The sequence below is a fragment of the Luminiphilus syltensis NOR5-1B genome (genome assembly GCF_000158175.1).
Taxonomy (GTDB): Bacteria; Pseudomonadota; Gammaproteobacteria; order Pseudomonadales; family Halieaceae; genus Luminiphilus; species Luminiphilus syltensis.
On sequence record NZ_DS999411.1, the window covers coordinates 29,190 to 52,789 of the forward strand.

Annotated in this window: 20 protein-coding genes and 1 pseudogene; 11 read left to right on the forward strand and 10 right to left on the reverse strand. The window is 53.1% G+C overall.

Annotation, left to right across the window (positions count from 1 at the left end; translation table 11 throughout):
- The first annotated feature begins 31 nt into the window (after positions 1 to 31).
- The 10 genes from NOR51B_RS00125 (at position 32) to NOR51B_RS00160 (ending at position 9,299) form a co-directional block, all read left to right on the forward strand.
- Positions 32 to 712 carry a Frag1/DRAM/Sfk1 family protein gene (locus NOR51B_RS00125; protein WP_009020565.1) on the forward strand — a complete coding sequence of 227 codons (681 nt, stop codon included), beginning with the start codon at positions 32 to 34 and terminating at the stop codon, positions 710 to 712.
- A 156-nt stretch (positions 713 to 868) separates the two neighbouring features.
- Complete coding sequence (locus NOR51B_RS14725) at positions 869 to 1,273, forward strand: cupin domain-containing protein (RefSeq protein WP_009019861.1); 405 nt, start codon at positions 869 to 871, stop codon at positions 1,271 to 1,273.
- A gap of 176 nt (positions 1,274 to 1,449) precedes the next feature.
- Positions 1,450 to 1,791 (forward strand): hypothetical protein, encoded by a 342-nt coding sequence (locus NOR51B_RS00135; protein WP_009019694.1) that lies wholly within the window; start codon positions 1,450 to 1,452, stop codon positions 1,789 to 1,791.
- A 140-nt stretch (positions 1,792 to 1,931) separates the two neighbouring features.
- Entirely contained in the window at positions 1,932 to 2,567 is a 636-nt protein-coding gene (locus NOR51B_RS15575) for a M20/M25/M40 family metallo-hydrolase (RefSeq protein WP_230198365.1), read from the forward strand.
- A gap of 26 nt (positions 2,568 to 2,593) precedes the next feature.
- The gene (locus NOR51B_RS15580; protein WP_009019392.1) at positions 2,594 to 3,358 is read left to right on the forward strand and encodes a peptidase dimerization domain-containing protein; all 765 of its coding nucleotides are present in this window, start codon (positions 2,594 to 2,596) and stop codon (positions 3,356 to 3,358) included.
- A gap of 138 nt (positions 3,359 to 3,496) precedes the next feature.
- Positions 3,497 to 5,308, forward strand: coding sequence for a gamma-glutamyltransferase (gene ggt, locus NOR51B_RS00145; RefSeq protein ID WP_009019489.1), 1,812 nt, complete (start codon positions 3,497 to 3,499; stop codon positions 5,306 to 5,308).
- A gap of 198 nt (positions 5,309 to 5,506) precedes the next feature.
- The gene (locus NOR51B_RS15870; RefSeq protein WP_195891453.1) at positions 5,507 to 5,617 is read left to right on the forward strand and encodes a transposase; all 111 of its coding nucleotides are present in this window, start codon (positions 5,507 to 5,509) and stop codon (positions 5,615 to 5,617) included.
- Between the two features lie 6 nt (positions 5,618 to 5,623).
- Entirely contained in the window at positions 5,624 to 6,826 is a 1,203-nt protein-coding gene (locus tag NOR51B_RS00150; RefSeq protein ID WP_009020348.1) for a cytochrome-c peroxidase, read from the forward strand.
- Between the two features lie 36 nt (positions 6,827 to 6,862).
- Positions 6,863 to 8,254 carry a NosD domain-containing protein gene (locus tag NOR51B_RS00155; protein WP_009020632.1) on the forward strand — a complete coding sequence of 464 codons (1,392 nt, stop codon included), beginning with the start codon at positions 6,863 to 6,865 and terminating at the stop codon, positions 8,252 to 8,254.
- Between the two features lie 55 nt (positions 8,255 to 8,309).
- Positions 8,310 to 9,299, forward strand: a complete 990-nt coding sequence (locus NOR51B_RS00160; RefSeq protein ID WP_154647561.1) for a tetratricopeptide repeat protein — start codon at positions 8,310 to 8,312, stop codon at positions 9,297 to 9,299.
- A 486-nt stretch (positions 9,300 to 9,785) separates the two neighbouring features.
- Here the strand turns inward: NOR51B_RS00160 and NOR51B_RS15585 are convergent.
- Positions 9,786 to 10,034: pseudogene (locus NOR51B_RS15585) on the reverse strand (IS3 family transposase); the annotation flags it as partial.
- A gap of 790 nt (positions 10,035 to 10,824) precedes the next feature.
- On the opposite strand from NOR51B_RS15585, the gene NOR51B_RS00165 reads away from it, so the two are divergent.
- Positions 10,825 to 11,544: a response regulator transcription factor gene (locus tag NOR51B_RS00165; protein ID WP_009020045.1), complete on the forward strand. Its 720-nt coding sequence runs from the start codon at positions 10,825 to 10,827 to the stop codon at positions 11,542 to 11,544.
- A gap of 13 nt (positions 11,545 to 11,557) precedes the next feature.
- On the opposite strand, the gene NOR51B_RS00170 is transcribed toward NOR51B_RS00165, so the two are convergent.
- From NOR51B_RS00170 to NOR51B_RS00205, 9 genes are all read right to left on the reverse strand, one after another.
- Entirely contained in the window at positions 11,558 to 12,331 is a 774-nt protein-coding gene (locus NOR51B_RS00170; protein ID WP_040481421.1) for an SDR family oxidoreductase, read from the reverse strand.
- Between the two features lie 26 nt (positions 12,332 to 12,357).
- On the reverse strand, positions 12,358 to 14,727 hold the full coding sequence (locus NOR51B_RS00175; protein WP_009019323.1) for a TonB-dependent receptor: 2,370 nt from the start codon (positions 14,725 to 14,727) through the stop codon (positions 12,358 to 12,360).
- 88 nt (positions 14,728 to 14,815) lie between these two features.
- Positions 14,816 to 16,105, reverse strand: coding sequence for a class I SAM-dependent methyltransferase (locus NOR51B_RS00180; protein ID WP_009019420.1), 1,290 nt, complete (start codon positions 16,103 to 16,105; stop codon positions 14,816 to 14,818).
- Positions 16,106 to 16,114: 9 nt separating this feature from the next.
- On the reverse strand, positions 16,115 to 17,848 hold the full coding sequence (locus tag NOR51B_RS00185; protein WP_009020336.1) for an amidohydrolase: 1,734 nt from the start codon (positions 17,846 to 17,848) through the stop codon (positions 16,115 to 16,117).
- A gap of 10 nt (positions 17,849 to 17,858) precedes the next feature.
- A complete protein-coding gene (locus tag NOR51B_RS00190; RefSeq protein ID WP_009019132.1) occupies positions 17,859 to 18,971 on the reverse strand; it encodes a class II histone deacetylase in 1,113 nt (370 codons plus the stop codon).
- 19 nt (positions 18,972 to 18,990) lie between these two features.
- On the reverse strand, positions 18,991 to 20,379 hold the full coding sequence (locus tag NOR51B_RS00195) for an aspartate aminotransferase family protein (RefSeq protein WP_040481423.1): 1,389 nt from the start codon (positions 20,377 to 20,379) through the stop codon (positions 18,991 to 18,993).
- A 257-nt stretch (positions 20,380 to 20,636) separates the two neighbouring features.
- The gene (locus tag NOR51B_RS15590; protein ID WP_230198366.1) at positions 20,637 to 21,830 is read right to left on the reverse strand and encodes a thiamine pyrophosphate-dependent enzyme; all 1,194 of its coding nucleotides are present in this window, start codon (positions 21,828 to 21,830) and stop codon (positions 20,637 to 20,639) included.
- A 153-nt stretch (positions 21,831 to 21,983) separates the two neighbouring features.
- On the reverse strand, positions 21,984 to 22,568 hold the full coding sequence (locus NOR51B_RS15595) for a thiamine pyrophosphate-binding protein (protein ID WP_230198367.1): 585 nt from the start codon (positions 22,566 to 22,568) through the stop codon (positions 21,984 to 21,986).
- A complete protein-coding gene (locus tag NOR51B_RS00205; RefSeq protein ID WP_230198368.1) occupies positions 22,510 to 23,583 on the reverse strand; it encodes a Leu/Phe/Val dehydrogenase in 1,074 nt (357 codons plus the stop codon). The genes NOR51B_RS15595 and NOR51B_RS00205 overlap by 59 nt, the downstream gene beginning before the upstream one ends.
- Positions 23,584 to 23,600: the final 17 nt, after the last annotated feature.

Below are 23,600 nucleotides of genomic sequence, written 5' to 3' on the forward strand. Positions count from 1 at the left end.
CCAGGCTTCACTCACTGAACAGGAGGATCTGATGGACCCGAGGATTTTGGCGCTACTCTCCGCTGTCGTACCGTTCATTACCATTCAGGTGACCTACCTGCTGTCTGCAAGCTATGGCCACGTTGACTGGTGTTTCCCCTATGTTGACAGCTGCACCTCGATAAGTGCCACCGGACGACAACCGCCGGCCAGCTATGTGTTTCGAGCGACGATGCTGCCGGTTGCTGTGATCATGATGGGATTTTGGTGGCTCAGTGCCACCTGGATTCGAAACCTTCAGGACGCCGCAGGGTTGCCCGTGACCGGTCGCCAACGCTGGATGTTGGTGCTGGGCCTGCTGGCATGTATGGGTCTTATTCTCTACGTTACCGTTCTCGGCGAAGTGGGTGATGTATGGCGACGCCAACGCCGTATCGGTGTGGTGCTCTTTTTCTCGATGACCTACCTTGCACAACTGCTCTGGGTGGCCCAGCTGCGTCAGTTGACGCTACCCCGAGTTTCCGGATTGCTGCGCAGCATGTGGCTTGTTTGCATTGCCCTGCTGGCAACCGGGTTGCTGACGGTGGTACTCGAGCTGTGGAATGAGGCTTGGTACGACACCGTTGAGGACGCGTTCGAGTGGGTGCTCGCTCTGATGCTGCAATCAAACTTCCTGCTCGCGTGGCTGGTGTGGCGGCGAATGCCCTGGACTTTGCAGGTAAAAGCAGCCTGATTTTCGCTACTGACAAAGAGCCGATACAATTTACCTAATATGGCGACCAGACCATGTATGACGAAAACGATACCTGCGTGAAGCCAATGCTGAATTACTGCAAGATCTCCATTACTGTCATCAATTGAAACGTCCAACTGGAGCCAACGCCAAGCCATGCTAGATCCAAAACTGCGCCAGGTTGTCAGCATCCGCAAAGACAAACTCGAACCCTACAACCGCTACGGCGACCCTATTCCTGGCATGTCATGGATGCCGCTGAGCGGAGAGTTACATAACGGTGAATTCGAGTGTTTCATACTGCGCATGGATCCGGGGGCAGAGTCGAAACCGCATGAGCACGTTGGATTCGAAGAGTTTTTGGTGATGGAAGGAGAACTGATCGACTGTGACGACAGTACCTACCGTGCCGGAGATTACGTGCGGTTCCTGCAGGGATCAAAACACACGTCGAGATCACCTGATGGCTGCACTTTGCTGGTTATCCTTCGTGGGAATAATCGAACACTGGGCGAAATGGAAATGGATGAATGGTCCACTCCCCCATTAGTGAGACGCTGAATCGCCCCGGGTTTTCAGGAGACCTCTTTTCTTAATCTTAAGAGGATGTCTCTACAACAACGACAAAACGGCCTGCTGGAAAACCGGGGCGATGCACGACGGTGGTTTTGAGATTGTGTTCGGGGCACTGGTGTAGGCTTGCCGTAGATTCCACCGCTTTATCGTAGGTAGCCCGCTTGAGAAAAACTGATAAGAAACGGGAAAGAGATATTGTCTCGGCCCTCACCCGCGTCTGTAATGAAGCCCTGGAGTCCATCCCGGACTTCGCCTGGATAACGCATTTCGTTGATTACGAGCATTTTCCTGAATCCCTGGTGGTCGTCAGTGTTTTCAAAGAGGATGAGCAGCTGCACAGGGCTCGCGCCTCAAAGGTGGATAAACATTTGTCGGCGCTGGTGAGTGCGGAGCTGCGCACTATCGGTGTAACTCTCAATGCCAATTCGTCGCAAATTCGCTGCGATACCGAAGAGGCCTGCGAGCGGGAGCACGGGGGAAACTGGCAGCTGCGCTATCGATGAGCGTTCGCCAAATCGCCGGCAATAGGCTACTTTCGAGTCTGAAAAATATCGGGCATATTCAAAAAGCAATCGAAGGAACCAGCCTCGCCGCACTGACAACAGCAGGCGGCGCAATGGATCCGTAATAGGGAGAAATCCAGTTGAGTAAAGCGTGCGAATCGAGGGTGACGGGGGTTGCTTTGGCAGCGTGGATGCGGCCGCTGAAGGTCGGACTGATGGCGGCACTGTGCGCCTTTGTTTTGCCGACGTCGGCCCAAACCCTGGATGATGAGGCGGTGGACTGGCTCCAGGCTTTTTTAAAAATCGATACCGTTAACCCGCCAGGCAACGAGTCCCGCGCGGTTGGTTTTTATTCTGAGATTCTGGACGCTGAAGGCATTGCCTGGAGTTCCGCCGAGAGTGCCCCCGGGCGAGGAAACATCTGGGCGCGCATCGAGGGGGGCGACGAGCCCGCGTTGATTCTTTTGCAGCATACGGATGTGGTCCCCGCAGATCCCAAATACTGGACTATCGATCCCCTGTCGGGGGAAATTCGCGACGGCTATATCTGGGGTCGCGGTGCTATCGATATGAAGGGAACAGGCATCACCCAGCTGGCCACTTTTCTGAGTCTCCATCGCGCGGGCAAGCCGTTGAATCGAGACGTGGTATTCGTGGCGACCGCTGATGAAGAGGCGGTGGGGGGCTTTATGGCGCGGGCTGGCTCCTCAAAAATCATCCGGAAATTTTTGACGGCGCAGGACTGCTCCTCAACGAGGGTGGCAGCGGCCGCCTGACCGCCAAGGGCGAAACGACATTCTCGGTGGAGCTGACTCAGAAAGTGCCCGTATGGTTGAGGCTTACGGCGATCGACAAGCCGGGACACGGCTCCATGCCTTATCCCACTTCCTCTGTAACCCGCGTGGTTCAGGCGCTGGAGCTGGTGCGCACCAACCCCTTCCCCGCCCGGATCATTCCCCCCGTGGATGCGATGTTCCGCAGCATCGCTCAGAGTGCAGAGCCCGATTGGGTGCCCGCGTTTGAAAATATGACCGAGGCGATTGAGGCGCCGGATTTTCTCAGTCGCCTGCAGGGCTTTTCGCCACTCATGCATGCGCTTACGCGGGATACCTGCTCTATTACGCGGATGTCGGCGTCGAACAAGATCAACGTTGTTCCCCCGGAGTCCTGGGGTGAGCTCGATTGCCGCATTCTGCCCGATGAACCTGTGGATGATTTTGTAGAAGAAGTGCGTGAGCTGGTGGCGCCCAGCGGGGTCGAAGTGGAAGTGCTTATGGCGTTTTCGCCGGCGATTACCGACACAGACTCGCGCCTTTACTCTGCCATTACCGATATCACGGCGGAGCGCCATCCGAGATCGCGAGTTATGCCCTCGGTGTCAGCAGGTTTTACCGATAGTCACTTCACCCGCGATGCCGGTATCGCCAGCTATGGTTTTACACCCGCGGTAATACCCGAAGAAGAGATGGGAAGAATTCGCGGAAACGACGAAAGGATCAGCGAGACTGCTTTTCGTCGGGGGGTCGATGATCACCTCGCGATTATCGAGGCCGTGGTTTACGACTGAGTTCAGTCGCTCTGCTTAGACGTTCAGTCGCTCTGCTTAGACACGCTTAACTTGGCGATACCCTCCCAGGCAATACGGTAGTGGCTGGGCGGGTGTTAGGATGCAGGAAATGTCGATCACATTTTCAGGGATAGAGATATGACACGAGTCCTCGCGGCTATCGTACTGGGAACAAGCCTCGCCTCCATCGTTCACGCGCAATCCGACAACGCATTTGGCGTGCCCACCGCCACCAATCCCCAACCCTCCGCGCGCATCGTCGCGGCTGCGGGTTCCCGGGCGCAGGGCTGGCTGGCCCAGGGGCGCTCCGAGGTGCTCGCACGCCACGGCGTCGTGGCGACCAGTGACCCCCTGGCGTCCGAGGCCGGTCTCGAGATATTGCGCAAGGGCGGCAACGCCATCGATGCCATCGTGGCCGCCGCAGCAGTCCTCGATGTCACATCGCAGAATGATACGGGCATAGGAGGCGACCTGTTTGCCCTGGTGTGGAGTGCTGCAGATCAAAAGCTCTACGCTTTGAATTCCGCGGGCTGGGCACCCGAGGCCTGGACGAGAGAGTTCTTTACGGAGGAGCTGGGAGTTACGGAGATGCCGGACTTCGGCGTCAATGCGGCCACCGTTCCGGGTGCTATCTCGGGTTACGACGCACTCCTGACTCGCTTTGGAACCCTGGGATTTGCGGAGACCTTTGAGCGAGCGGCGCGCCTCGCCGAGGAGGGCTGGGGACAGGCCGAGCGTCGCCACGCCGATTTGTCACGAGTACAGGACAGGCTGCGCGACGACCCTGATTCCGCGGCGACCTTTCTGGTCGATGGGGCGGTACCACCGCTGTACAGCATCATCCGCAACCCGGACCTTGCAGACGCTCTGCGCCTGATTCAGCGCGATGGCCGCGATGCGTTCTATAAGGGTCCGATCGCCGACGCCATTGTGGCGAAAGTGCAGGCGGGTGGCGGTGTCATGACACACGCCGATCTGGCCGAGTACACGTCCGAATGGATCGAGCCGGTCAGCAGTTCCTATCACGGCTACGATATTTTTCAGCTGCCGCCACCGGGGCAGGGTTTTGCGGCCCTGGAGATGCTCAACATTCTTGAGGTGTGCGCGCCGCAGCACAAGGTCGACTTGGCTGCGTTGGGTCCCGCGCACCCGGATTACTGGCATTTCATGGTGGAAGCCAAAAAGCTCGCCTACTCGGATCTCTATGCCTACAACGCCGATCCGAAGTTTGTAGATGTACCTATCGAAGAGTTGCTGTCAAAGTCCTACGCCGCGTCCCTGTGTGATCGGATCGATATGAATGCCGCATCGGAACCGTCGGTGGAAGGCGGTCTCAAGGGTGGGACTGTTTACCTTACTGCGGCCGATCGCTGGGGCAATATGGTCAGCCTCGTACACAGTGTTTACGATGTTTACGGCTCGGCTGTCACGATCCCACCCTATGGCATGATCCTGCATAACCGTGGCAATCCTTTCAGCCTCGATGCCGATCATCCCAATGTAGTAGAGCCAAGAAAGCGCCCGTTCCACTCAATTATCGCGGGCTTTGTTATGCAGGGCGGTGCGCCCCTGATGACCTTTGGCAACATGGGTGGGCGCGTGCAGCCGGAGACCCACGCGCAGCACATGGTCAATATGATCGACCACGGTATGAACGTGCAGATGACGACGGACGCCGCACGTTTTACCCACAATCAGCGCTCGAACGTGCTTGCCATGGAGCAACAGCTTGAGGCCCTCGTCGGTACAGCGCTGCGCGCTCGCGGGCATGATGTCAAAGCAGTTAACGGTGGCGCCGTAGGTGGTTACCAGGGGATTCTGTTTACCCCCGAACCCGGTCTTGAGGCCCCTGTTTACGGCGCGCAGAGCATTGAGCAGGATGCCCCGGTAAACGGTGTGTACCGGGTCGGGTCGGACCACCGCAAGGATGGTTCGGCGGTGGGCTGGTGATCCGGCAGCTGAGACTGTCTGTAGTGGTCAACAGATGTCGGACAGTAAGTTAAGTTGTTTTTCAGCTCTCGCGGGCGGAATTCCGTCGTAACCAACAATGAGCGCGAGTTTGAACGTGTACCAGGATTGCGTATAGAAAATTGGATCGACTAAAAGATGCTCATTCCAGTAATCTGCCACCGATTGAGGAGTGATCAAATGAAAACGAGAAGATCATTTACCCCTGAATTCAAACGCGAAGCGGTGAGCCTAGTATTGGATCAGGGTTGCAAGGTCTCTAATGTCGACGACCCGCCTGCCGTAGGATAGGGGGTGATGAAAACACAGACTCGACATCGGACAATGCTTCTGTGCTTGTGCCTGCTTGCAAGCAGCCTCCAAACCATCGCGGCGCGGTCAGAAATCCCGCCGGCCGAATTCACCCTCAACAGTGACTGCCCCAAGTATTTCGCGCTCGACCACAACCGACGCTGCCGGCTGAGCACGCTGTACGATCTCTATCCCCAGGCCGGAGAAGCGTGGGGGGGCTATCGGGTCGCTCTCGGTCCGCGCCGCGACGGATTTACCCCGCAACAGATTGATCTCGGCCGCTACCTGTTTTTTGACCCGGTGTTGTCACAGCATCAGGACTTGTCCTGCGCTCATTGCCATGCCCCCGAATTCGGCATGTCTGATGGTCGGGCCCAAAGCATGGGTAACGGTGGACATGGCGTCGGGCCGGACCGACGCGATGGTCACACGCTTACCCGCAGCGCCCCCCCACTCTGGAACCTGGCGTTTCAGGAGCTTTTCTTCTGGGACGGCCGCGCCACTTCTCTCGAAGATCAGATCGAGGCGGTGTTCGCGCACCCAAAAGAAATGGCAATCGACAGTGAAGCGTTGGTAGCGAGACTGAATTCGCTGCCCGCCTACCGCGACATGTTTGCCACCGCATACGCGCGCGACAGCGTGCTGTATCGAGATGTGCTGGATGCTCTGGTTGCATTTGAAACCAGCTTGGTATCGCTCAACAGTGCCTACGATCGCTATATTCATGGTGCCCAGGATGCGTTGACAGCGCAGGAGACCAACGGCCTGAACGTTTTTCGCTCCTTCGCGACCCGTTGCTCCCAATGTCACACTCCACCATTGTTTACCAGTGGCCAGCTCGCCACGACCGCAGTACCGCCACCGCCCGGCCAATCCTTCGACGCTGGTGCCGGGCCGGTATTTCAGGAGCCAAGCCTGTACGGTGCTTTTAAGGTACCGAGCCTCCGCAATATCGCGCTTACCGCGCCGTATATGCACGCAGGGCAGTTTCAGTCACTGGCTGAGAGCGTCGGTTTCTACAGCGCCCTGCCCGGCCATGCCGTCGGGGAACTAGGCCCGCGACTGACACTGCACTGGCACCTGGTCGACGCGCGACTGCGAACCGATGAAATAGAGGATCTGGTTGCCTTCATGAAGACGCTCACCGATGCAACCGCACTTCCGGAAAAACCCGACGTTTTACCATCTGGCCTGCAGGTGCTACGCTGATCGTTGTAACTCATCTGTTGTGATCAGGGGGCAGTCATGTCGAATGTCCGGGAGACGCTAGGAGCCACCGCTGCAGCCGCAGCACTTTGGCTGGCGATGATTGCTACAGTTCAGGCGGCGGTCCACACCGTGCAAACCGGTGAAAGCATCCAGGAGGCTGTCAACCGCGCAGTCGCCGGCGATAGCGTTCACGTAATGCCGGGAATCTATGAGCAGACCGTCTATATAGACAAGGACGATATCCGCCTGCGCGGGATCATTGTCAATGGCCAGCGGCCCATCCTCGACGGAAAACAACAGGCATTACACGACGGCATTATTGCCTCCGGCCACGGCGTGGTGATCGAAGGCTTCCACGTACGCAATTACCGCAGTAATGGGATTACCACCCAGGGTGGAAATAACTTCGTCATCCGCAACAATATTGTCGACAACATTCACCTTTACGGAATCTTCCCGCAATTCGGCAAAAACGGACTCGTGGCCAACAATATCATTTCGCGGACCAGCGATGCGGGCATTTATGTGGGCATGTCGGAAAACGTCGATGTCATTGCCAACGAAGTGTACGACAACGCCCTCGGTATCGAGGCCGAAAACTCGCATTTCATACTGATTGAGGCTAACTACGTACACGACAATGCTGTCGGCATTCCGGTGGTAATCATTCCGGGTCTGCAAACAAAGACCAGCGCTGACACCATCGTCCGCAACAACTTTGTCATCAATAATAATGCCCAACAGTTTGAGCGCGCCCGGGATCGATCCGGACGCGGGATTACCGTCGTCGGTGCGGACCGGGTCATAATCGAGGGCAACATTGTCAAAGGCAATCGAGTCTGTGGCGTCTGCGTTGCCAGCGTCGGCAGTACCGGAACGGCCTTTCCGGTGGATGCAGCCATTGACCCGCAGCCCGACCAGGCCCGCATCGTCGGTAATGTGTTTGTCAACAACGGCTACGAAACCGGTGATTTCCAGGTTTTCGGAGCGCCGATCCCCGAGGGTGCCGACATCATGAATTTCGCCCGCGGCAACGACCATTGTTTTGACGGCGACCAGGGCGCGACCTTGCTGGGAGTGAACCATTGGCAGGACTGTGAAGGGACACCCACCAGTACCAAGGTGCGCAGTTACCAACTGGATGAGCCCATCCCAAGCGAACCCCTGTCGCCGAAGCAGAAAGCGCAACTCACCTACCATGCGGTGTGCTCCGGTTGCCACGCCTACAGCCACATTATGATCGGCCCACCGATGCAGGTGATTCAGGGCATTTACAGGGGCAAACCGGAGGCCCTGGCTAGCTGGATCGCGGCTCCCGAGAAAAAGTGGCCGGCTGACCGGTTTCCCGCCATGCCGCCACAAAACTACCTGTCGGAAGAGCTGCGCCTGGATCTCGCCCGCTATATATTGAATGAAGTCGGCAATTGAACCGAGCACGCTCTGCGGCCCAGTCGCCAATCCACCGCAGGAACGGGAGTTGGCCATGAGCCTACCGCGCAGGCACACTCGCTGGCACGCAGCGCTCCTGCTGGCAGCAATGGCATCGCTTTTCGTGTTTCCGGTCAGTAGCCAAGCTGTCGACGCGGGTTCAGACAGTGCATTTGACTGCGCCGCCGTCAACGAGGAAAACCCGGATACATCCGAACAGCTGGCGAATCAGCTGTTGCAACAGACCTGGGATATCGATCGCCTGCGCTGTGGCGCCGAACTATTGATCGGGGTTGCCGACGAACGAGCTGAGGACCCGGCCGCCCAGCTAAACGCTCTCAATGCGAATGCACATTACGCCTATTACCTGGATCGAATCATTCTCTACGACTTGGGTCACCTTATTGTCTGGTACGTCGACGACGTACCCTCGGAACAGCTGGTCAGTGAGCCCATGCAGGCCCTGCAGCGCTCTCGCGTTCAACAGCGACAGCTGCTAGAAAGAGCCCGAACAACCCATCCGAATCGGGTCGAGCTCGACTATTACGATGCGCTCCTCATCGGCGCGCAGGCACCCGCACTCACGCTTTTGAAACCGGTGGTAAGCGAAGATCCACAGCGCTTGCGCGGCGCGGCGCACGCGCTGTTGGCGAGGACCTACTACGACCTACCCGACATCCTCGGAGGCGGACTTGCCAAGGCGATTGATGCCATGCAGGCCGCCCTCGAGCGGGATCCGCTAGACGCCCGTTACCTGCGACTTCTGGCCGGCTACCGGCTGGACGATGGTGATCGCCAGACAGCTCGCGAGCTGTTGCTGCAACTCGCCAACCTCGATGTGGAGACGGCGGGATTACAACTGAAGGCCGACCAGTTGCGTGCCGGTGCGGATCTCGCAATGCGCATGGGCGACAACGCGTTACAGACGCGGTTGGCAAATACGCGGGCCCGGTTGCTTGAGGACCACCCCAAATTACTGAGTCGCAAGGTGGTCTCGGCGATGGGACATTTTGGCACCAATGATCCGCGCGCCGATGGCGAATAATCGGACACGAAGCCACGTCTGCAGCGCTACAACATTAGACCTTGTAAATATTTCTGTGTAACTGCCGAGCTTAAACGTAGTCCTGTAAACGGTCTTAGAATTAGAGGGTTCTACCCCGATTTTAAGGACACTTCAAAAAAGTCCACCACACTGCGATCAGATTCCCGGCAGAGTTCTCCGTTGATCAAGTGGCCAACTTCCATATTTACTCCAGATTTTCTTAGATGTGATAGTGAAGAACTGGGCTTGTCACGCCTAGTTAATACCCAGTACTTATCGGAGGAAACTGGAAAACTCCAGTTAACGGTGTCTCGGATTAAGGGAAGTGGACACTGGTGGACTATCGCCGTTTTATCAGGATAGACCTCAGCAGAGCGGGCGAGGAAGCTCAATGGAGAGAGCGGTGCGTAGTTAGCTCTGTTCTGCTCAAGCTGCACTGAATAGATGTTATGGCTCTTCATCATCGGCTCTCCCGCTTCCTACCATTCATTGTGACGCCCTAGTTCTACCCCATTTCCATGGCGGGTTTAAAACGCCTGAAAACTTCAGGTCTTGTCTAGCCACTCTTCTTCGCATACGAGGATTATCGAACCGCTCGATCTAGTCAAATATATCGGCTCTACCGATATCCAACGTCCGATATTTTGTGTGGTGAGTGCGCTCCCGTTTCAGCACGCCAAAGAAGGTTTCGCGGGCCGGGTTGTCAACACAATAGCCAACGGCGCCCATTGAGCAAGCCGGGCTCTTCATCATCAACAGGGTTTAGTGAATATCGGTGCATCCCCCCTTAAGTGGGGAGAGCCGGAGAGCCGAGGGATATATTCGAACAGCCTTGGGGGCGGCGTCGCAGGCTCCACCGTCCAAAACGCTCCTTTAGTCGCGTTTTGTCGAACCCGAGGGTTCTCATCCGTCTTTCTGCAAAGCATTAAAAAAGGGTCCCAACGGGACCCTTTTTTAATGCTGGCGGTGCAGGCAGTCCATAGCTAACGGGTCTCTGGTCGCATTTTACCTGTTCCAGCAAAATCTACAGGGAAATAGTTGTCATTACGTCATCCGCTTCTGGCTGCGGCGCCCCACACCACTGTTTTAAAAAGTAAATTTCTCGGTACTCTTTAAGTCCTGTTTTTTAACAGGGAAATTGCAGGGAATGCGTATAGGAGAGGTTGAATTTTATCCCTTAGCAAATAACAACTTTTAGTGCCCATATTGTTGATTAGCTTTCAGTATCGCTGGAAGCTAGCTGCCTATGCGACTAGACGTCGAGTGATTCTTATAATCGATATACACGATATCGAGCGTCAAAAGTGGCAAAAATTCAAAAACCATTGGAACCCCCAAAGCATCTTGAATTCAGATTGCAATCCCCAAAAACGGGTCCAAAATCAACTCGCTAATGAAAAGCTTTATTGACACTGCGTACCCTTCGTAACAATCGAGTCCCTCTACTCATAACCCGAATGACAATCGGTCCGATGTGTGCTATCAACCATTTCAAGGAGTTCACAAAAACCACATAGGTCAAATTATGATCGAGCCCAATTATGTGACGCAATACACTCAGAAGACGTTGGGTTTGTGCGAACGTTTAGTTGCCACCAGTGCCAGCTGTTTTTATTTTGTGAATAATGAACGTGGTCCTTTTGGGCATTCGCTTCGCAATATGTTGGAAGAAACACTCCCGGCATATACTCAGGAATTCGAGCATATTGACCCATTCCATCCCAAAAACTTTGCGCAGACAGATAAACTAATCGTCACCGGTGAGGATGTTCATCGGCACTGGGATCCATCCGATGACTCCTACTTCCGCGAGTTCATGATCCCCCAGGGCGTTCACTACGAGATGGAGGTATTCCTGCGAGACGGCAGCCAGATTGTTGCCGGGATTTCGTTGCTAAGATCTAAAGACATCGGTCCTTTTTCTTCCGAAGACCGCTGTCGTCTCGAATCTGTTCACGACTATATTCAGTACGCGCTCAACAGCCATATTCTGCCGAAAAAAGATAGTGAAACCGATTTACTCGTCCGGCAATATAACCTCTCACCGCGACAAATTGAGGTCGTTCGGCTATTGCGCGAGGGTGCCAGTAACAAAAAACTTAGCGCTCACCTGGGCATTTCGTTACCCACCGTGAAAACACATATCTCGCAAATCTTTGAGAAAGTCGGCGTGAGATCCAGAACAGACTTACTGTCGAAGTTGTATTTGGGTAAACATGAAGTCCTGGAGCACATCACGCTTTAGAATCCAAACGAACCTACCAGAGCAAAGCCTCTGGGTTTTCTGGTAGCAATGCCCCACCGTCTACCACTATTGTCTGACCAGTAACGAAACCAGCGTCCCTACTGGCCAAATACATCATCGCAGCGGCAATTTCGCGAGGCTCTCCAAGGCGTTTAAGAGGTATATTGGCACGCATTCGTTCACTGTTCGCCTCATCCCCCAAATTCGCCATTGCGGGGGTGTGTATCAGACCAGGCTCAACACCGTTTACCGTCACGCCATATTTGGCGAATTCTAATGCGGCCGATCGAATAAAACCGTTTAACCCAGCCTTTGAAGCCGCGTAATGGGTCAACCCAGGCATCGCCACCCTTGGCCCTGTGACAGATGAAGTAAACAACAGTCTGCCATGTTCAGACTTTCGTAACCAAGGTATCGCCGCCTGTGCAAGCCAAAAGGCCGTTTTCAGATTCACGGAAAGCGTGAGTTCCAAGTCAGCGTCTCCCAACTCTTCAATACCAACGAAGGGAAAAACCCCTGCGTTGTGAACAAGCACATCCAGCCCACCGTATTTATCAACCGCTGCCTTAACGCACTTCTGTGCCGCTTCACGCGTCTGTAGGTCGCCCTGATGGAAACAACCTTCTCCACCAGCGGCCCTTATAAGACTAACCGTTTCCTCACCAGTAGAAGCCGTTCTGCTAACAGTAAAAACCTGCGCACCTTTAAGGGCGAATCCCTCCGCGATAGCTCGCCCGATTCCCTGCCCACTACCAGTAACTAGTACTACTCTACCTGAAAACTCCATTTCTGATCACTCCATCCCTGGCCGTGCTAAAAGCTATAGTCCACGTAGGCACCATACTCACGTCTAGGGCCGAGATAACCCTCCGAGTAACCCAAGGCGCCCAGATCGGAATCACCGGCCTGAATGTAGTACTCATCAGTGAGATTCTTCCCATAAACACCCACGACCCAATTGCCATCTTTGTCTTCTAAAGCAGCAACTGCATCAAAGATAGTGAAGGCCTCCTGCGCAATTTCCGGAGCGTTTTCGGCATCATTAAAGTAGTCGTCGCGATAGGCCGCATCTACCCTCAAACGCAGATTACCGAGCTCCCCAAGATTAAACACATACTGTGCACCCAACGCCGTGGTCCACTCGGGTGTTTTGGGAAAGCTGGTGTCAGTGGTGATCGTCGCGCCCGGATCGAGATCTTTGTACTCAGCATCCGTGTAACCAGTCGCAAGGTTTACTTGGAGCGAAGGCGTTGGCACCCATGTCGCCTCTAGTTCGAACCCCTGTATTTCCGCCTCGGCAGCATTCTCAGTGATAAAGGTAAAATTACCCTGTGGTGTCGCGGTGAGAATAGTTAGCTGGATATCTTCGTAGTCGTTGAAATATATTGCTCCATTAAAACGCAATGTGTTCTGTAACAGCTCGCTCTTGAAACCCAATTCGTAGGCAGTCACTTCCTCAGGATCAAAAGCCTGCACTGCAAACCCATCGAGAGGCCTACCATTAAAACCTCCACTCTTAAAACCCGTTGCCACTGACGCGTACAGCAGTGCGTTATCTGAAACGCGATACTGCATGCCAACGCGATAATTCACATCATCCCAACTCTCATCGACCGTAGCAGGACCAGCGACAAAACTCCCTGCATTATTTCTAATGTGCTCTACGATAAACTCCTTCTCATCCTTGGTATATCTGAGCCCCAGTGAAAGTGAAACATCTTCGTTAACGTGATAATCGGCCTGCCCAAAAACAGCATAACTCTCATTATTTACTTCGTTGTAAGCGTCAATATCGATATCAAGGCCATCATTGACAGGGTTTCCAGTGCCGCCTGGCACTCCCGGCGTCGGCGGAGCGCCGAAATTACCCACAGCCAAGTTATCGAGTGAGGTCGGTAAAGACTCCAAAGCATCGTATAGACCCACTGCAATTCTTACTTCATTGAAGTCAATTGCATTTTCATCAAAGTAGTACGCCCCCACCATCCAATCGAGTGCACTGTTGAAGGAGCTACCTGACAGCTGAAACTCTTGACTCACCTGATCCTGCTCTTGCGTTTGTAGGGTCTCCACATACTGAAGGGGTGACCCATCGGCATCTCTTCCAAAAAGCGCGTCAAGCTCACGATAACCTGTTATTGATTTAAACAAAATTGTGTCAGATAAATTCCACTCGGCAACAGCGGCAATGCCAAGCACTTCAACTTGGCTGACCGCGGGCCCAGTTCCATTAGACCTGTATCGATCTTCTGAGACCCAGGAGCTGTCGTAAGAAAGCCCTTGTGGAGCAGCGACAAAAGCATTGTAGAGAGACGCGAGATCAGCCTGTCCATTGATTTCAGGTGTAAAGATTGCCGCTCCGCTCTCATCCACGTCTGTGTAATCCGCAGACAGAAAGAGATTAAAATCCTCTGATGGCGCCCAGTCCAGGGCTCCGCGGAATATGAGTTTGTCCTCGTTGCCGAGTTCACGATTTGTTGGAGCTTGCTCTCCATAACCATCAATATTTTTTGAAGAAAACGATATTCGCCCATTCAGTTCATCATCGATCATGGGTATGTCGAGAAAACCTTGGATGTCTCGGCGGTTTCTGTTTCCACCGCGCAATCTCACGGAGCCTCCAAGCTCACCTGTTGGCCTGCCAGAGGTCACGTTTATGGCTCCGCCAATTGTATTCCTTCCAAATAGCGTACCCTGCGGCCCCCTCAGGACTTCTACGCGTTCTACGTCTAGAAGGTCTAATACACCGCCGACGGATCTTGCGATGTACACACCGTCCAGATACATACCAACGCCTGGATCGGTCGTAATTAGAAAATCAGTTTGTCCGACGCCCCTTATAAATATCGTCGACGAACTTCCACTGCCTCCAATGGCGGATGCCGAATCAAGCTGCACATTGGGAGAGAATTTGGCTAGATCCCTAATGTCGCCAACCACCATATTATCGATATCTTCTCTACCGTATGCGCTCATAGCAATAGGGATGTCCTGCATCGACTCCTCACGTCGTCGCGCGGTAACCGTCACCTCCTCCAGCGCGAATCCGCTCGATGCTCGAACATCAGAATCGCCGGACTGCGACAAGGCTTGAGGAACCAGAAGAAAAGCCTGAAGCGAGAAGCCGATACCGGCTAGACTGAGAAAGTGAAAATGATTTAATCTATTTTTTGTAGGACTCACGAGACCCGCTCCTTTTTTATCAAGTGAAGTCCAAGTTTAGAGAGCCTTGAGAAGCCTTCAATCGTCCAAAAGTATGAGCGCTTTGCTACTAGGCACCATAAGGGATGTAATCGATCATAAATTCAAGAAAATATTTCTCTGAAGACGTTAACTCCCGTGTCCCATTCGTCATTGCCCAAAGCTCTTTAGCGTTGTTAATCCCCCTATTTTGGTGTGGCTGACAAGTTTCAGCTGTTGGCCTTTGACCGGAAAGAAACACGCGAATAAATTCCTGTTGGACGGGAGTTAACCGAACCCCCTGTCCTGCGCCACATATTGCCAGCGGGCGTGAGCTTTTCTCGTCCGAAAGCGGCGAATCAAGAATGGCTTTGTTGTAACGAGCAAGGCGACTAACGAGGGATACTGGCACGGTGACATCGTAAATATAGACACCAGCCGCGGGATCTTTATTGACTGCAGCGCTTCCCCAATGTTTTTCATTTTTGAAAAACACCGGCTCGCTCCCCGGATAACACTCTGCATAATAGGAATACGTTGCGGTTTCGAGTTCTAACAGCTTATTGATGTTGCCTTTTCCGAAAATTTCACGGCAGTAGCCAGACTGAAAATTAGTGTCCTCATGTCGAATGCGAGAAAAGAGGTTATTAGCCATCATGATCTCCCCCAACTCCCGTGAGACGATGGGACTCCAATCATCATTGAGAAATTCGTGAAGAAGGTAATTCGGGGAGCGCTGCATAAAATAAAAAAGGAGCGACTGCGCTTCATCTTTATCCAGATTCGGCCACGACCCCTTGCCCGCGAGCTCCAAGCAATCGTCAAGTGCTGTACGAAGGCGCTGTAATGACCCACCAGGGGCTGCATCAAATGCCTGGTATAACGTTTCGCGAAAAGCGATTAACCTGGGATCAATTTTAGGAGTCAGGTAGCTTAAATACACCAACGCATCTGGCTTGAGCGATTCACAAACGAAAGAGAATGCGGCAGCTCTGACGTCATCGGAAATCCAACTCAACAACCCTTGTGCAGATACGAAATCAAACTCGCCCAGTTCTCCTGGCTCAAGCGACAGTAGGTCGCGATTCAAGACAACTGAGTTCTCCAATCCCGCCATTGTGTTGAAGCGCCTAATGGAATCGGTGTGCGCAGGATTAAGATCCACTTGCACGATCTCAGCCATTGGGTAAAGGGCGGCAACCAGACTGCTGGTAACTCCGAAACCACAGCCCAAATCGAGATAGCGGAAATTTTCTTGGGGCCTGATGGGGCGCCCAAAAACGTTCTTTAAGATTCCCTCCGGCATGATCTCGGGATAATACCCATAGGTATAGGGCTCATCCGAGACATAGCCATGTGTCTTACCCGACGAAAAATCCAACCTGATTGACTACAGCTGCCCCCACTTCGTCAAAGCCGAGGTCTCGTAAACGGATTTACCACCGACCACCGTTTTTAAAACCTGGGTGCCTTCAAGATCCTCATTGGAAGTGGTTAATGGATTACGATCAACCACCACCATATCTGCAAAACACCCGTTCGCAAGAGAGCCAATGCCTTCCCATTGCATTATTTTTGCCGGAGCCGTGGTCCATGTTGCCAATGACTCCTGTCTGTTCAATTTGTGATCGGCAGTGTCATTACGGTATCCGCTGGCAGCAAATTCATGCGTTTCAGCTAGCGCGATATGATGGAAAATGTTTTTGGGGCCCCAGTCGCTACCGCACGCCACGTTCGCGCCGGAGTCGACCATTCTCTTTAATGGGACCAAATCGCGCCATGAACTTTCACCAATGCGTTCACCGTACATGTCCCCTTTTCCCCAAACAAAGCTCACGCTGGTGGTTATATCCATATTCAGGCGAGCGAGCTTCTCGCAATGGGACTCTGTTATCAGAATATTGTGTTGCGATATCCAATTGCGTGACGGTATGTCGTAATCCCCTTCAAACGATGAAAGTGAATCAAAGAAGTCATCCTGATCTCGATATCCTCCTTGCACCATATTCAGCCGTAAGTCATTCTTCAGGCAATAGTCAATGACCAACTCCTCAATCTCCTTGGTCACAAATGTCTTACCGCGAGTGAGATGTCCATCGGGATTTTTCATCTCATCATGGATTCGCAGGAAGCCCGGCCAGCATGGTCCGCCCCGAGCTAGGGTTGCACCGCGATGACGAAAGAAATCATCATCCGTGCTCTGCAGCGCTGCGGCGGTCGCCAATCGCTCAATGACCTCTTCATTCGTCGGCTGCCAGTGCGGATCGAAGAGACCATTTACAATCTCCATCGCGGTTAACACCCGCATTGTGGATTTTCCGCTGTCTCTTACCTTCTTGTAGGCGAGTATGTGCTCAGGGTCCATACCGTGAGCCTCATAGCAAGACGTGACACCTAGTTTCGCCGCCAGTCTCTGTCCTTCTAACGCACCAAGTTCCCATAACTGATTAGGCGGTGGCGGAAGTTTTGACAAGATCTGTAGCCAAAAAGGATCTTCTGTGTAGTAATTGACAACCGGGCCTCGCAAAACCCCAGTTGGTACGCCGCTGTCATCCTTTTCAATCCGCACTGAGCACACCTGGTCAGGTGTTATGGAAGATATCCCGGCTTCTCGTAAGCCAAGCGAGTTAAAAGATACAATATTCGGAGTTCTCGGCGCCCATGCCTGAATTAAAACCGGGTGTCGGGTAGTTGCTCGGTCCAGTACTTTCCGATCAGGCATTCGACGCTCTTTTAGGTCCTTGTACCACCGTCGGATAAAATAATGGGGTTCTCCGACGGGCGTAGTAATAATCCACTGCCCTTCTGGTGTCTCTTGCGCTTTTTTTGCAATTCGCGCCACAATGTCATCGTGATCCGTGGCATCTAATATGTTGACACATGCAACCTCGAAAGCGGCGAAATGCAAAAAATGAGGGTGACTGTCGACAATACCTGGCATGAGGGTCGCGCCCTCCAGGTCATAACGGCGGGCACCACCACCCGCGAGGCTATTCATATCTCGCGCGGAACCCGAAGCGAGCACACGCCCATCCTCCACGACAACCGCCTCAGCCGCACCCTCGGAGCCATCCTGAAGGATAATGTCGCCACCACTTATTACCGTTTTGCCCGTCGCTTCCATAGATATCTCCTCAAGTGCCGATGGCGTCTATGTTGATGGTTGCCTGGTCGATCATCGCTGTTTGATGTGGTTGTAGATCCTGCCCGCCCAGAGCCTCAGCTGCCATCAGGAAAGGATCTTCGATATTCGTTCGAATATCCGCCAGCTCCTCAATAACGCGAAGCGCAAAATAGGGTACGGTTTCAGCGTGGTATCCACCCTCGTGATACAAGAGCATCCGACCCTCGCAAAGCCGTGATGCGGTACCTTTAACTAAAGCTGTCATCTCTCCGAAGGTGTCACTTGACAGCATCTGCCTTGCCATGGGGTCAAAAGCGCCGGCATCGTATCCGCAGGCAACGAAAATTAAATCCGGTTTAAACCGCTCGATCGCCGGAAGCGCGACTCGCTCCAGTGCCGACAGGTATGCGCCGCGACCGGAGCCCGGGGGCAAGGGTACGTTCAAGTTAAACCCGGCACCGGCGCCACCTCCATTATCTTGAATATAGCCTGAATCTGGCGGAAAACATCGATCCTGGTGCAGCGAGACAGTCAAAACCGACGGATCATCCCAAAAAATTGCTTGTGTCCCATTACCATGGTGCACATCCCAATCGATTATGGCGATCTTCTTGTAACCGAGCACAGACTGCGCATATCTGGCTGCCACGGCTCCGTTATTAAAAATACAGAAACCCATCGACAAATCAGCTTCAGCGTGATGTCCAGGAGGGCGAACAAGCGCGTATGCGTTTTTGATATCACCGCTCTTGATCGCGTCAAGCGCCGTAAGTAACCCTCCTGCGCTCAGACAAGCAATCTCATAGCTGCCCTGTCCAAGAGGCGCAAGATTGCCGGCATCCCGCGCCCCTTGCTCATTCTTCACTTTCACGTCAGTCACGTGTTTAGAGGTGTGGGCCCGAGTAAGATCTTCAAAGGATGCTTTACGCGGGACGATTGACTTTAGTTGCGCACTTAAACCAGAGGCATCCAGTAAGTTCTTAACTCGTCTTTTTGCGTCGGGATTCTCTACATGTCGATAAGGCTCAAGAGCAATACCAGATGGCAAAAATAAAGTATGGCCGTCAGTGTTGTGCCACATATAAAGCTCATGCCAAACAAATCCTGTTTTCTGTTCCGACATTTTTTACCTCCACTTATTCTTATTGGCCGGTAAGTTCCTCAATACATTCACTAAACACTTCGAGGTAATAATCAATATCTTTCGTAGAAGTCGCGGGCGAGACCAGTGCCATATTATGAAATGGTGTCAACAAAACACCTCTGTTTAATGCGTAGAGATGAATAAATTCCTCAATAAAGTCATCGCGTGCGGCAGCAGCCTCGGAACCATTTTTTGGCGGCTCAGGACGATAAAGATATTCGACTCTGGCTCCAAAACGCAGGACGTGCCACGGGAGATTATTATGCTCAATTACTTTGCTAATCTCAGATCGCAGGCGCTCTGCCAATAAGAATATCCGGTCATATGTTTCCTGGGTCGCAACATTTTCCAGAGTTGCGCGAATGGCGCGAGCGGTAAGCGCATTCCCCGTGAGTGTGCCTCCAAACCCATAATGGTTTATCCCTGGACCAGCGGTCATTTCCTCGAGCTGGGTAGCAATCTCGCTGGTCATGCCATACACCGCGCTCGGTATACCACCAGCAAGTACTTTGCCCACTACTAAAAAATCCGGCTCCAACCCATGAAGACCGGTATAACCACTCGGCCCAAAGCAGATCGTATGGGTTTCATCGATGACCAAAAGTGTTCCATACTTCTTGCTCAGCTTGCGCATCTCATCGTGGAAACCCTCATCCACAGGAACCATACCAATATTGGTCATAACAGGTTCGGCAAGTATGCAGGCGACATCTCCGGCTTTAAGAGCGGACTCCAAAGCACCGAGGTCATTGAATTCGATACATACGGTCGTTTCAGGGAAGTTCGTCGCATTCGGATGGATACCATGCTGAGGCACCATGTTACCGCTATCTAACTCGACCTGAGTCTCATCAACGGATCCATGGTATTTACCGTTGAATACCAAAATCTTGTTACGACCTGTGACCATTCGCGCAATTCGGATAGCGAACCGGTTTGCATCCGTAGCAGAAGTAGCAAATTGCCAGGTCGGCAATCCGAATCGACCCGCAAGCTCTTTTCCCAGATACACAGCGTCTTCCGACGGCAACATCATGGTGGACCCATGACCTTGAACATACTCAGCAATCGCGTTAGCTATAACAGGATTGGCATGTCCAAAGAAAGCACCCGAATCACCAAGGCAGAAGTCGACGTACTTATTATCATCCACGTCGAGTAACGAAGTGCCTTTCGCACGCTCAACAAATATAGGATGGGGCCCCGGCCATTGACTCATCCAATGAAGCGGAACCCCATGAATGAAGTGCTCTTTTGTTTCCGTATAAAGCTCGCCAGATATCGGGTGTTCTTTCAGAAAACGCGCTTTCTCGCGTGACATAAGAGCTTCAATACGCCCCAGATCAACGCCGTGTGTGGGCGCGCTTACGCTCCGTGCCAATGCCATCTTCAGCCTCCGACTTCTTCTTTATTCGAGAGGTCAAGTTATGGCAAGCGGATATACTCCACAATCATACAAAAGTATGAATGCGTGTTTTACTCCTATTGTCCACTTCCCCAAATCTAAGACATCGTTAATTGGAGTTTTCTGTGGCAATGAGCACAGACGGCTGCGATGAAGAAGTTACGATTTACGAAAGCCAGATCATTGTTGTTCTGGAGCGAGTGGATACGGCGAATGAAAGTACGCATCTGGGTTTCGAGTCAAATATTCGACCCCTGACTGCCCTTCGATACCGACTTCAGATCCGCATCACTCATTATAATGTCCTCGTAGCTGCCGCCGGCCGGAATCATCGGATAAACGTTAGACTCCGCCTCTACGATAACGTCCAATAAATAGGGCTCTTGGGGGTCTCTGAGCATTCTCGCCAATGCATCAGGTAGTTCACCAGGTTTTGATACTCGCTCCGCAGCGACCCGGTAGCCCTTTGCGATTGTGACAAAATTCGGATAGATATCCAGGTCATCATCGGCTTTTACCCTCATTGGGTCGGACATGTCCGATTCAGCGCGGTGGCCATCGTAAATCATGTCCTGCCACTGTCGGACCATCCCCAACCACTGGTTGTTGATGACCATGGTTTTTACGCCGATTCCATAGCGATGGCAGGTCGCCAACTCCTGAATAGTCATATTCAGTGAGCCATCTCCATCGATGTCAATGACCTGCCGGTCCGACATGCCCACCTTCGCACCGATAGCAGCAGGGAGGCCGTAACCCATGGTTCCGAAACCAGAACTTGACAAGAAAGACCGGGGACGCGCTGCCTGATAATGCTGCATCGCCCACATCTGATGCTGGCCAACACCAAGAGTAATTATTGCGTCGCCATCAGTCATGTCACTCAGCAAACGAATCGCGTACTGCGGGCTGATACCCTCCGAATCAGGAATATCGAAGGGGTGCGCCTCGCGCAATGCATTCAGCTTAGTAACCCAATCATCGTGAAGATACTTGGGCACCGCATCAAGAACCTGCTCGAGCGCTATTTTGAGATCAGCACAAACAGGCATCGTTACTGTTTTGTTCTTATTGAGCTCGTGGCGATCAATGTCGATGTGAATAATCTTGCCCGAGCGTATGAACTTGTCAACGTTCCCCGTCACGCGGTCATCAAAGCGAACGCCCAACGCGAGTACCAGATCAGCTTCATTAATCGCAATATTGGCGTATTTTGATCCGTGCATGCCAAGACAATGCAATGCCAGCCGATGGGTCGGGGGAAAAAGACCATGACCCATAACAGTGGTCGTCACCGGACAATCAATTTTATCCGCAAGTTGCCGTAGTAGGCGGCCACAGTCAGCGCTGACTAGACCGCCTCCCGCATAGATCACGGGTCTACTTGCTTCCGCAATAAGTGTACAGACCTGTTCTAGTTGGGAATCGGTCATACCGCTGGCTGCCTCTTCAGGCGGCTGAATCCTCGCTGGGATCTGGGGAGCGATATATTGTCCGTCGGCATCTTTCGGATACTGTTGCTGAATATCTTTCGGAATATCGATAAGAACAGGACCTGGCCGGTTGCCACCCGCCAAAAGAAAAGCTTAACGAACTATATCCGGTATTTCAGAAACCCGACGAACCAAATAGTTCCGTTTCGTGATCGGTTTGGTGATGCTGACAATATCGACCTCCTGAAATGCATTCTTTCCTAGCAGAGACGACGGAACGTTTCCTGTTATGGCGACGATTGATGTTGAATCACTGTTGGCATCGGCTATGCCCGTAACCAGATTCGTGGCACCAGGACCCGACGTCGCAAGACAAACCCCTACTTTGCCGGTGGCTCGAGCAAAGCCCTGTGCCGCATGAACGGCACCCTGTTCGTGTTCGGTCCGCACGCAACGAATTCCAAATTCCGGTAGAGCATCGAAAATCTCAAGGTTGGCGCCACCAGGGTAACCAAAAAGCGTATCCACACCCTCGGCCTGCAACGCAACGGCCAGTAGCTGGGCACCTCGCAAGGCACCGTGACGCTGGTCTGGTTTAAGATCTGACAAGGAGCCGCCAGTGACCGTGCTCTCATTCTGATAGGTAATGCTGTCCTCTGCCGGCAACGACTTGGATTCTTCAGATTTGATGATGACGGCCCTCTGATCGCTTCTGAAAACGCTCCTCTGCCAACTCATCGGCTACCCGGGCAGTAGAACGACCACTTTCGTCTGCTCGTCGAAATAACTCAGCCAGGGTGTCGGAGATGGAGTCAAGATGTCGACGTTTACCCTCTTGATCCCCGCCTGCTCTCTCGTAGGCAATATCGATAATGCCGCCGGCGTTAATTGCATAGTCCGGAACACACAAAATACCGCGCTTTTGAAGCCTGTTACCGTGCAATGGGCTCGACAGCTGGTTATTCGCGGCGCCTGCGACGACGGCTGCTTTTATCTGCATTACGGTTCGGTCGTTAATCGCGCCGCCCAGTGCACAGGGCGAATAAACATCAACCTCAGTCCGATGTATTTCTTCTACTGACACCACGCGGGCATCGAATTCGCGGACAGCGCATTCACAGTTGTCCGCGAACACATCAGCCACGTACAGCGAAGCGCCCGCCTCATACAATAATGCGCCAAGACGGTAACCTACGTTGCCGACTCCCTGTATCGCTATGCGCATGCCGGCCAGATTATCGGAACCAAATCGATGTCGCACCGCTGCTTTGATGCCCACAAACATTCCGTATGCCGTGGAGGGTGATGGGTCACCACCATGCTCAGAGCCCTCTACAACACCTGCAACCCATTGGGTTCGTTCATTCATGACACGCATATCTGCCACACCGGTCCCGGAGTCCTCGGCGATGATATAAGAAACGTTGAGGTTGTTGACGTAATCACCCATGGCAAGTAGCAAGTCTCGTGACTTGTCGCTACGGGGGTCACCAATAATCACCGATTTCCCGCCACCGATATCCAAATTGGCCAGCGCCGCCTTGTAGGTTTGCCCACGTGATAAACGCAAGACATCAGCTAACGCCGCCGCCTCGTCACCATAAGTCCACATGCGACATCCGCCGAGAGCGGGGCCACGGTTGGTATTGTGTACCGCGATAAAACCTCTAAGACCGCTGCCCTCATCGACGCAGCGCACGACCTCTTCATGGTGATCAAAGTCCGGGAGGGAGGTGTAGTTCATAATGCTCATCATTGATGTCCTAAACT

Coding starts and splice junctions, on each gene's coding strand:
- NOR51B_RS00125 (WP_009020565.1), top strand. CDS start 32: ATGGACCCGAGGATTTTGGCGCTACTCTCCGCTGTCGTACCGTTCATT.
- NOR51B_RS00170 (WP_040481421.1), bottom strand. CDS start 12,331: ATGGAGTTTTCAGGTAGAGTAGTACTAGTTACTGGTAGTGGGCAGGGA.
- NOR51B_RS00160 (WP_154647561.1), top strand. CDS start 8,310: ATGAGCCTACCGCGCAGGCACACTCGCTGGCACGCAGCGCTCCTGCTG.
- NOR51B_RS14725 (WP_009019861.1), top strand. CDS start 869: ATGCTAGATCCAAAACTGCGCCAGGTTGTCAGCATCCGCAAAGACAAA.
- NOR51B_RS15590 (WP_230198366.1), bottom strand. CDS start 21,830: ATGACCGATTCCCAACTAGAACAGGTCTGTACACTTATTGCGGAAGCA.
- NOR51B_RS15595 (WP_230198367.1), bottom strand. CDS start 22,568: ATGAGTTGGCAGAGGAGCGTTTTCAGAAGCGATCAGAGGGCCGTCATC.
- NOR51B_RS00165 (WP_009020045.1), top strand. CDS start 10,825: ATGATCGAGCCCAATTATGTGACGCAATACACTCAGAAGACGTTGGGT.
- NOR51B_RS00155 (WP_009020632.1), top strand. CDS start 6,863: ATGTCGAATGTCCGGGAGACGCTAGGAGCCACCGCTGCAGCCGCAGCA.
- NOR51B_RS00190 (WP_009019132.1), bottom strand. CDS start 18,971: ATGTCGGAACAGAAAACAGGATTTGTTTGGCATGAGCTTTATATGTGG.
- NOR51B_RS00205 (WP_230198368.1), bottom strand. CDS start 23,583: ATGAGCATTATGAACTACACCTCCCTCCCGGACTTTGATCACCATGAA.
- ggt (WP_009019489.1), top strand. CDS start 3,497: ATGACACGAGTCCTCGCGGCTATCGTACTGGGAACAAGCCTCGCCTCC.
- NOR51B_RS15870 (WP_195891453.1), top strand. CDS start 5,507: ATGAAAACGAGAAGATCATTTACCCCTGAATTCAAACGCGAAGCGGTG.
- NOR51B_RS00185 (WP_009020336.1), bottom strand. CDS start 17,848: ATGGAAGCGACGGGCAAAACGGTAATAAGTGGTGGCGACATTATCCTT.
- NOR51B_RS00150 (WP_009020348.1), top strand. CDS start 5,624: ATGAAAACACAGACTCGACATCGGACAATGCTTCTGTGCTTGTGCCTG.
- NOR51B_RS00195 (WP_040481423.1), bottom strand. CDS start 20,379: ATGGCATTGGCACGGAGCGTAAGCGCGCCCACACACGGCGTTGATCTG.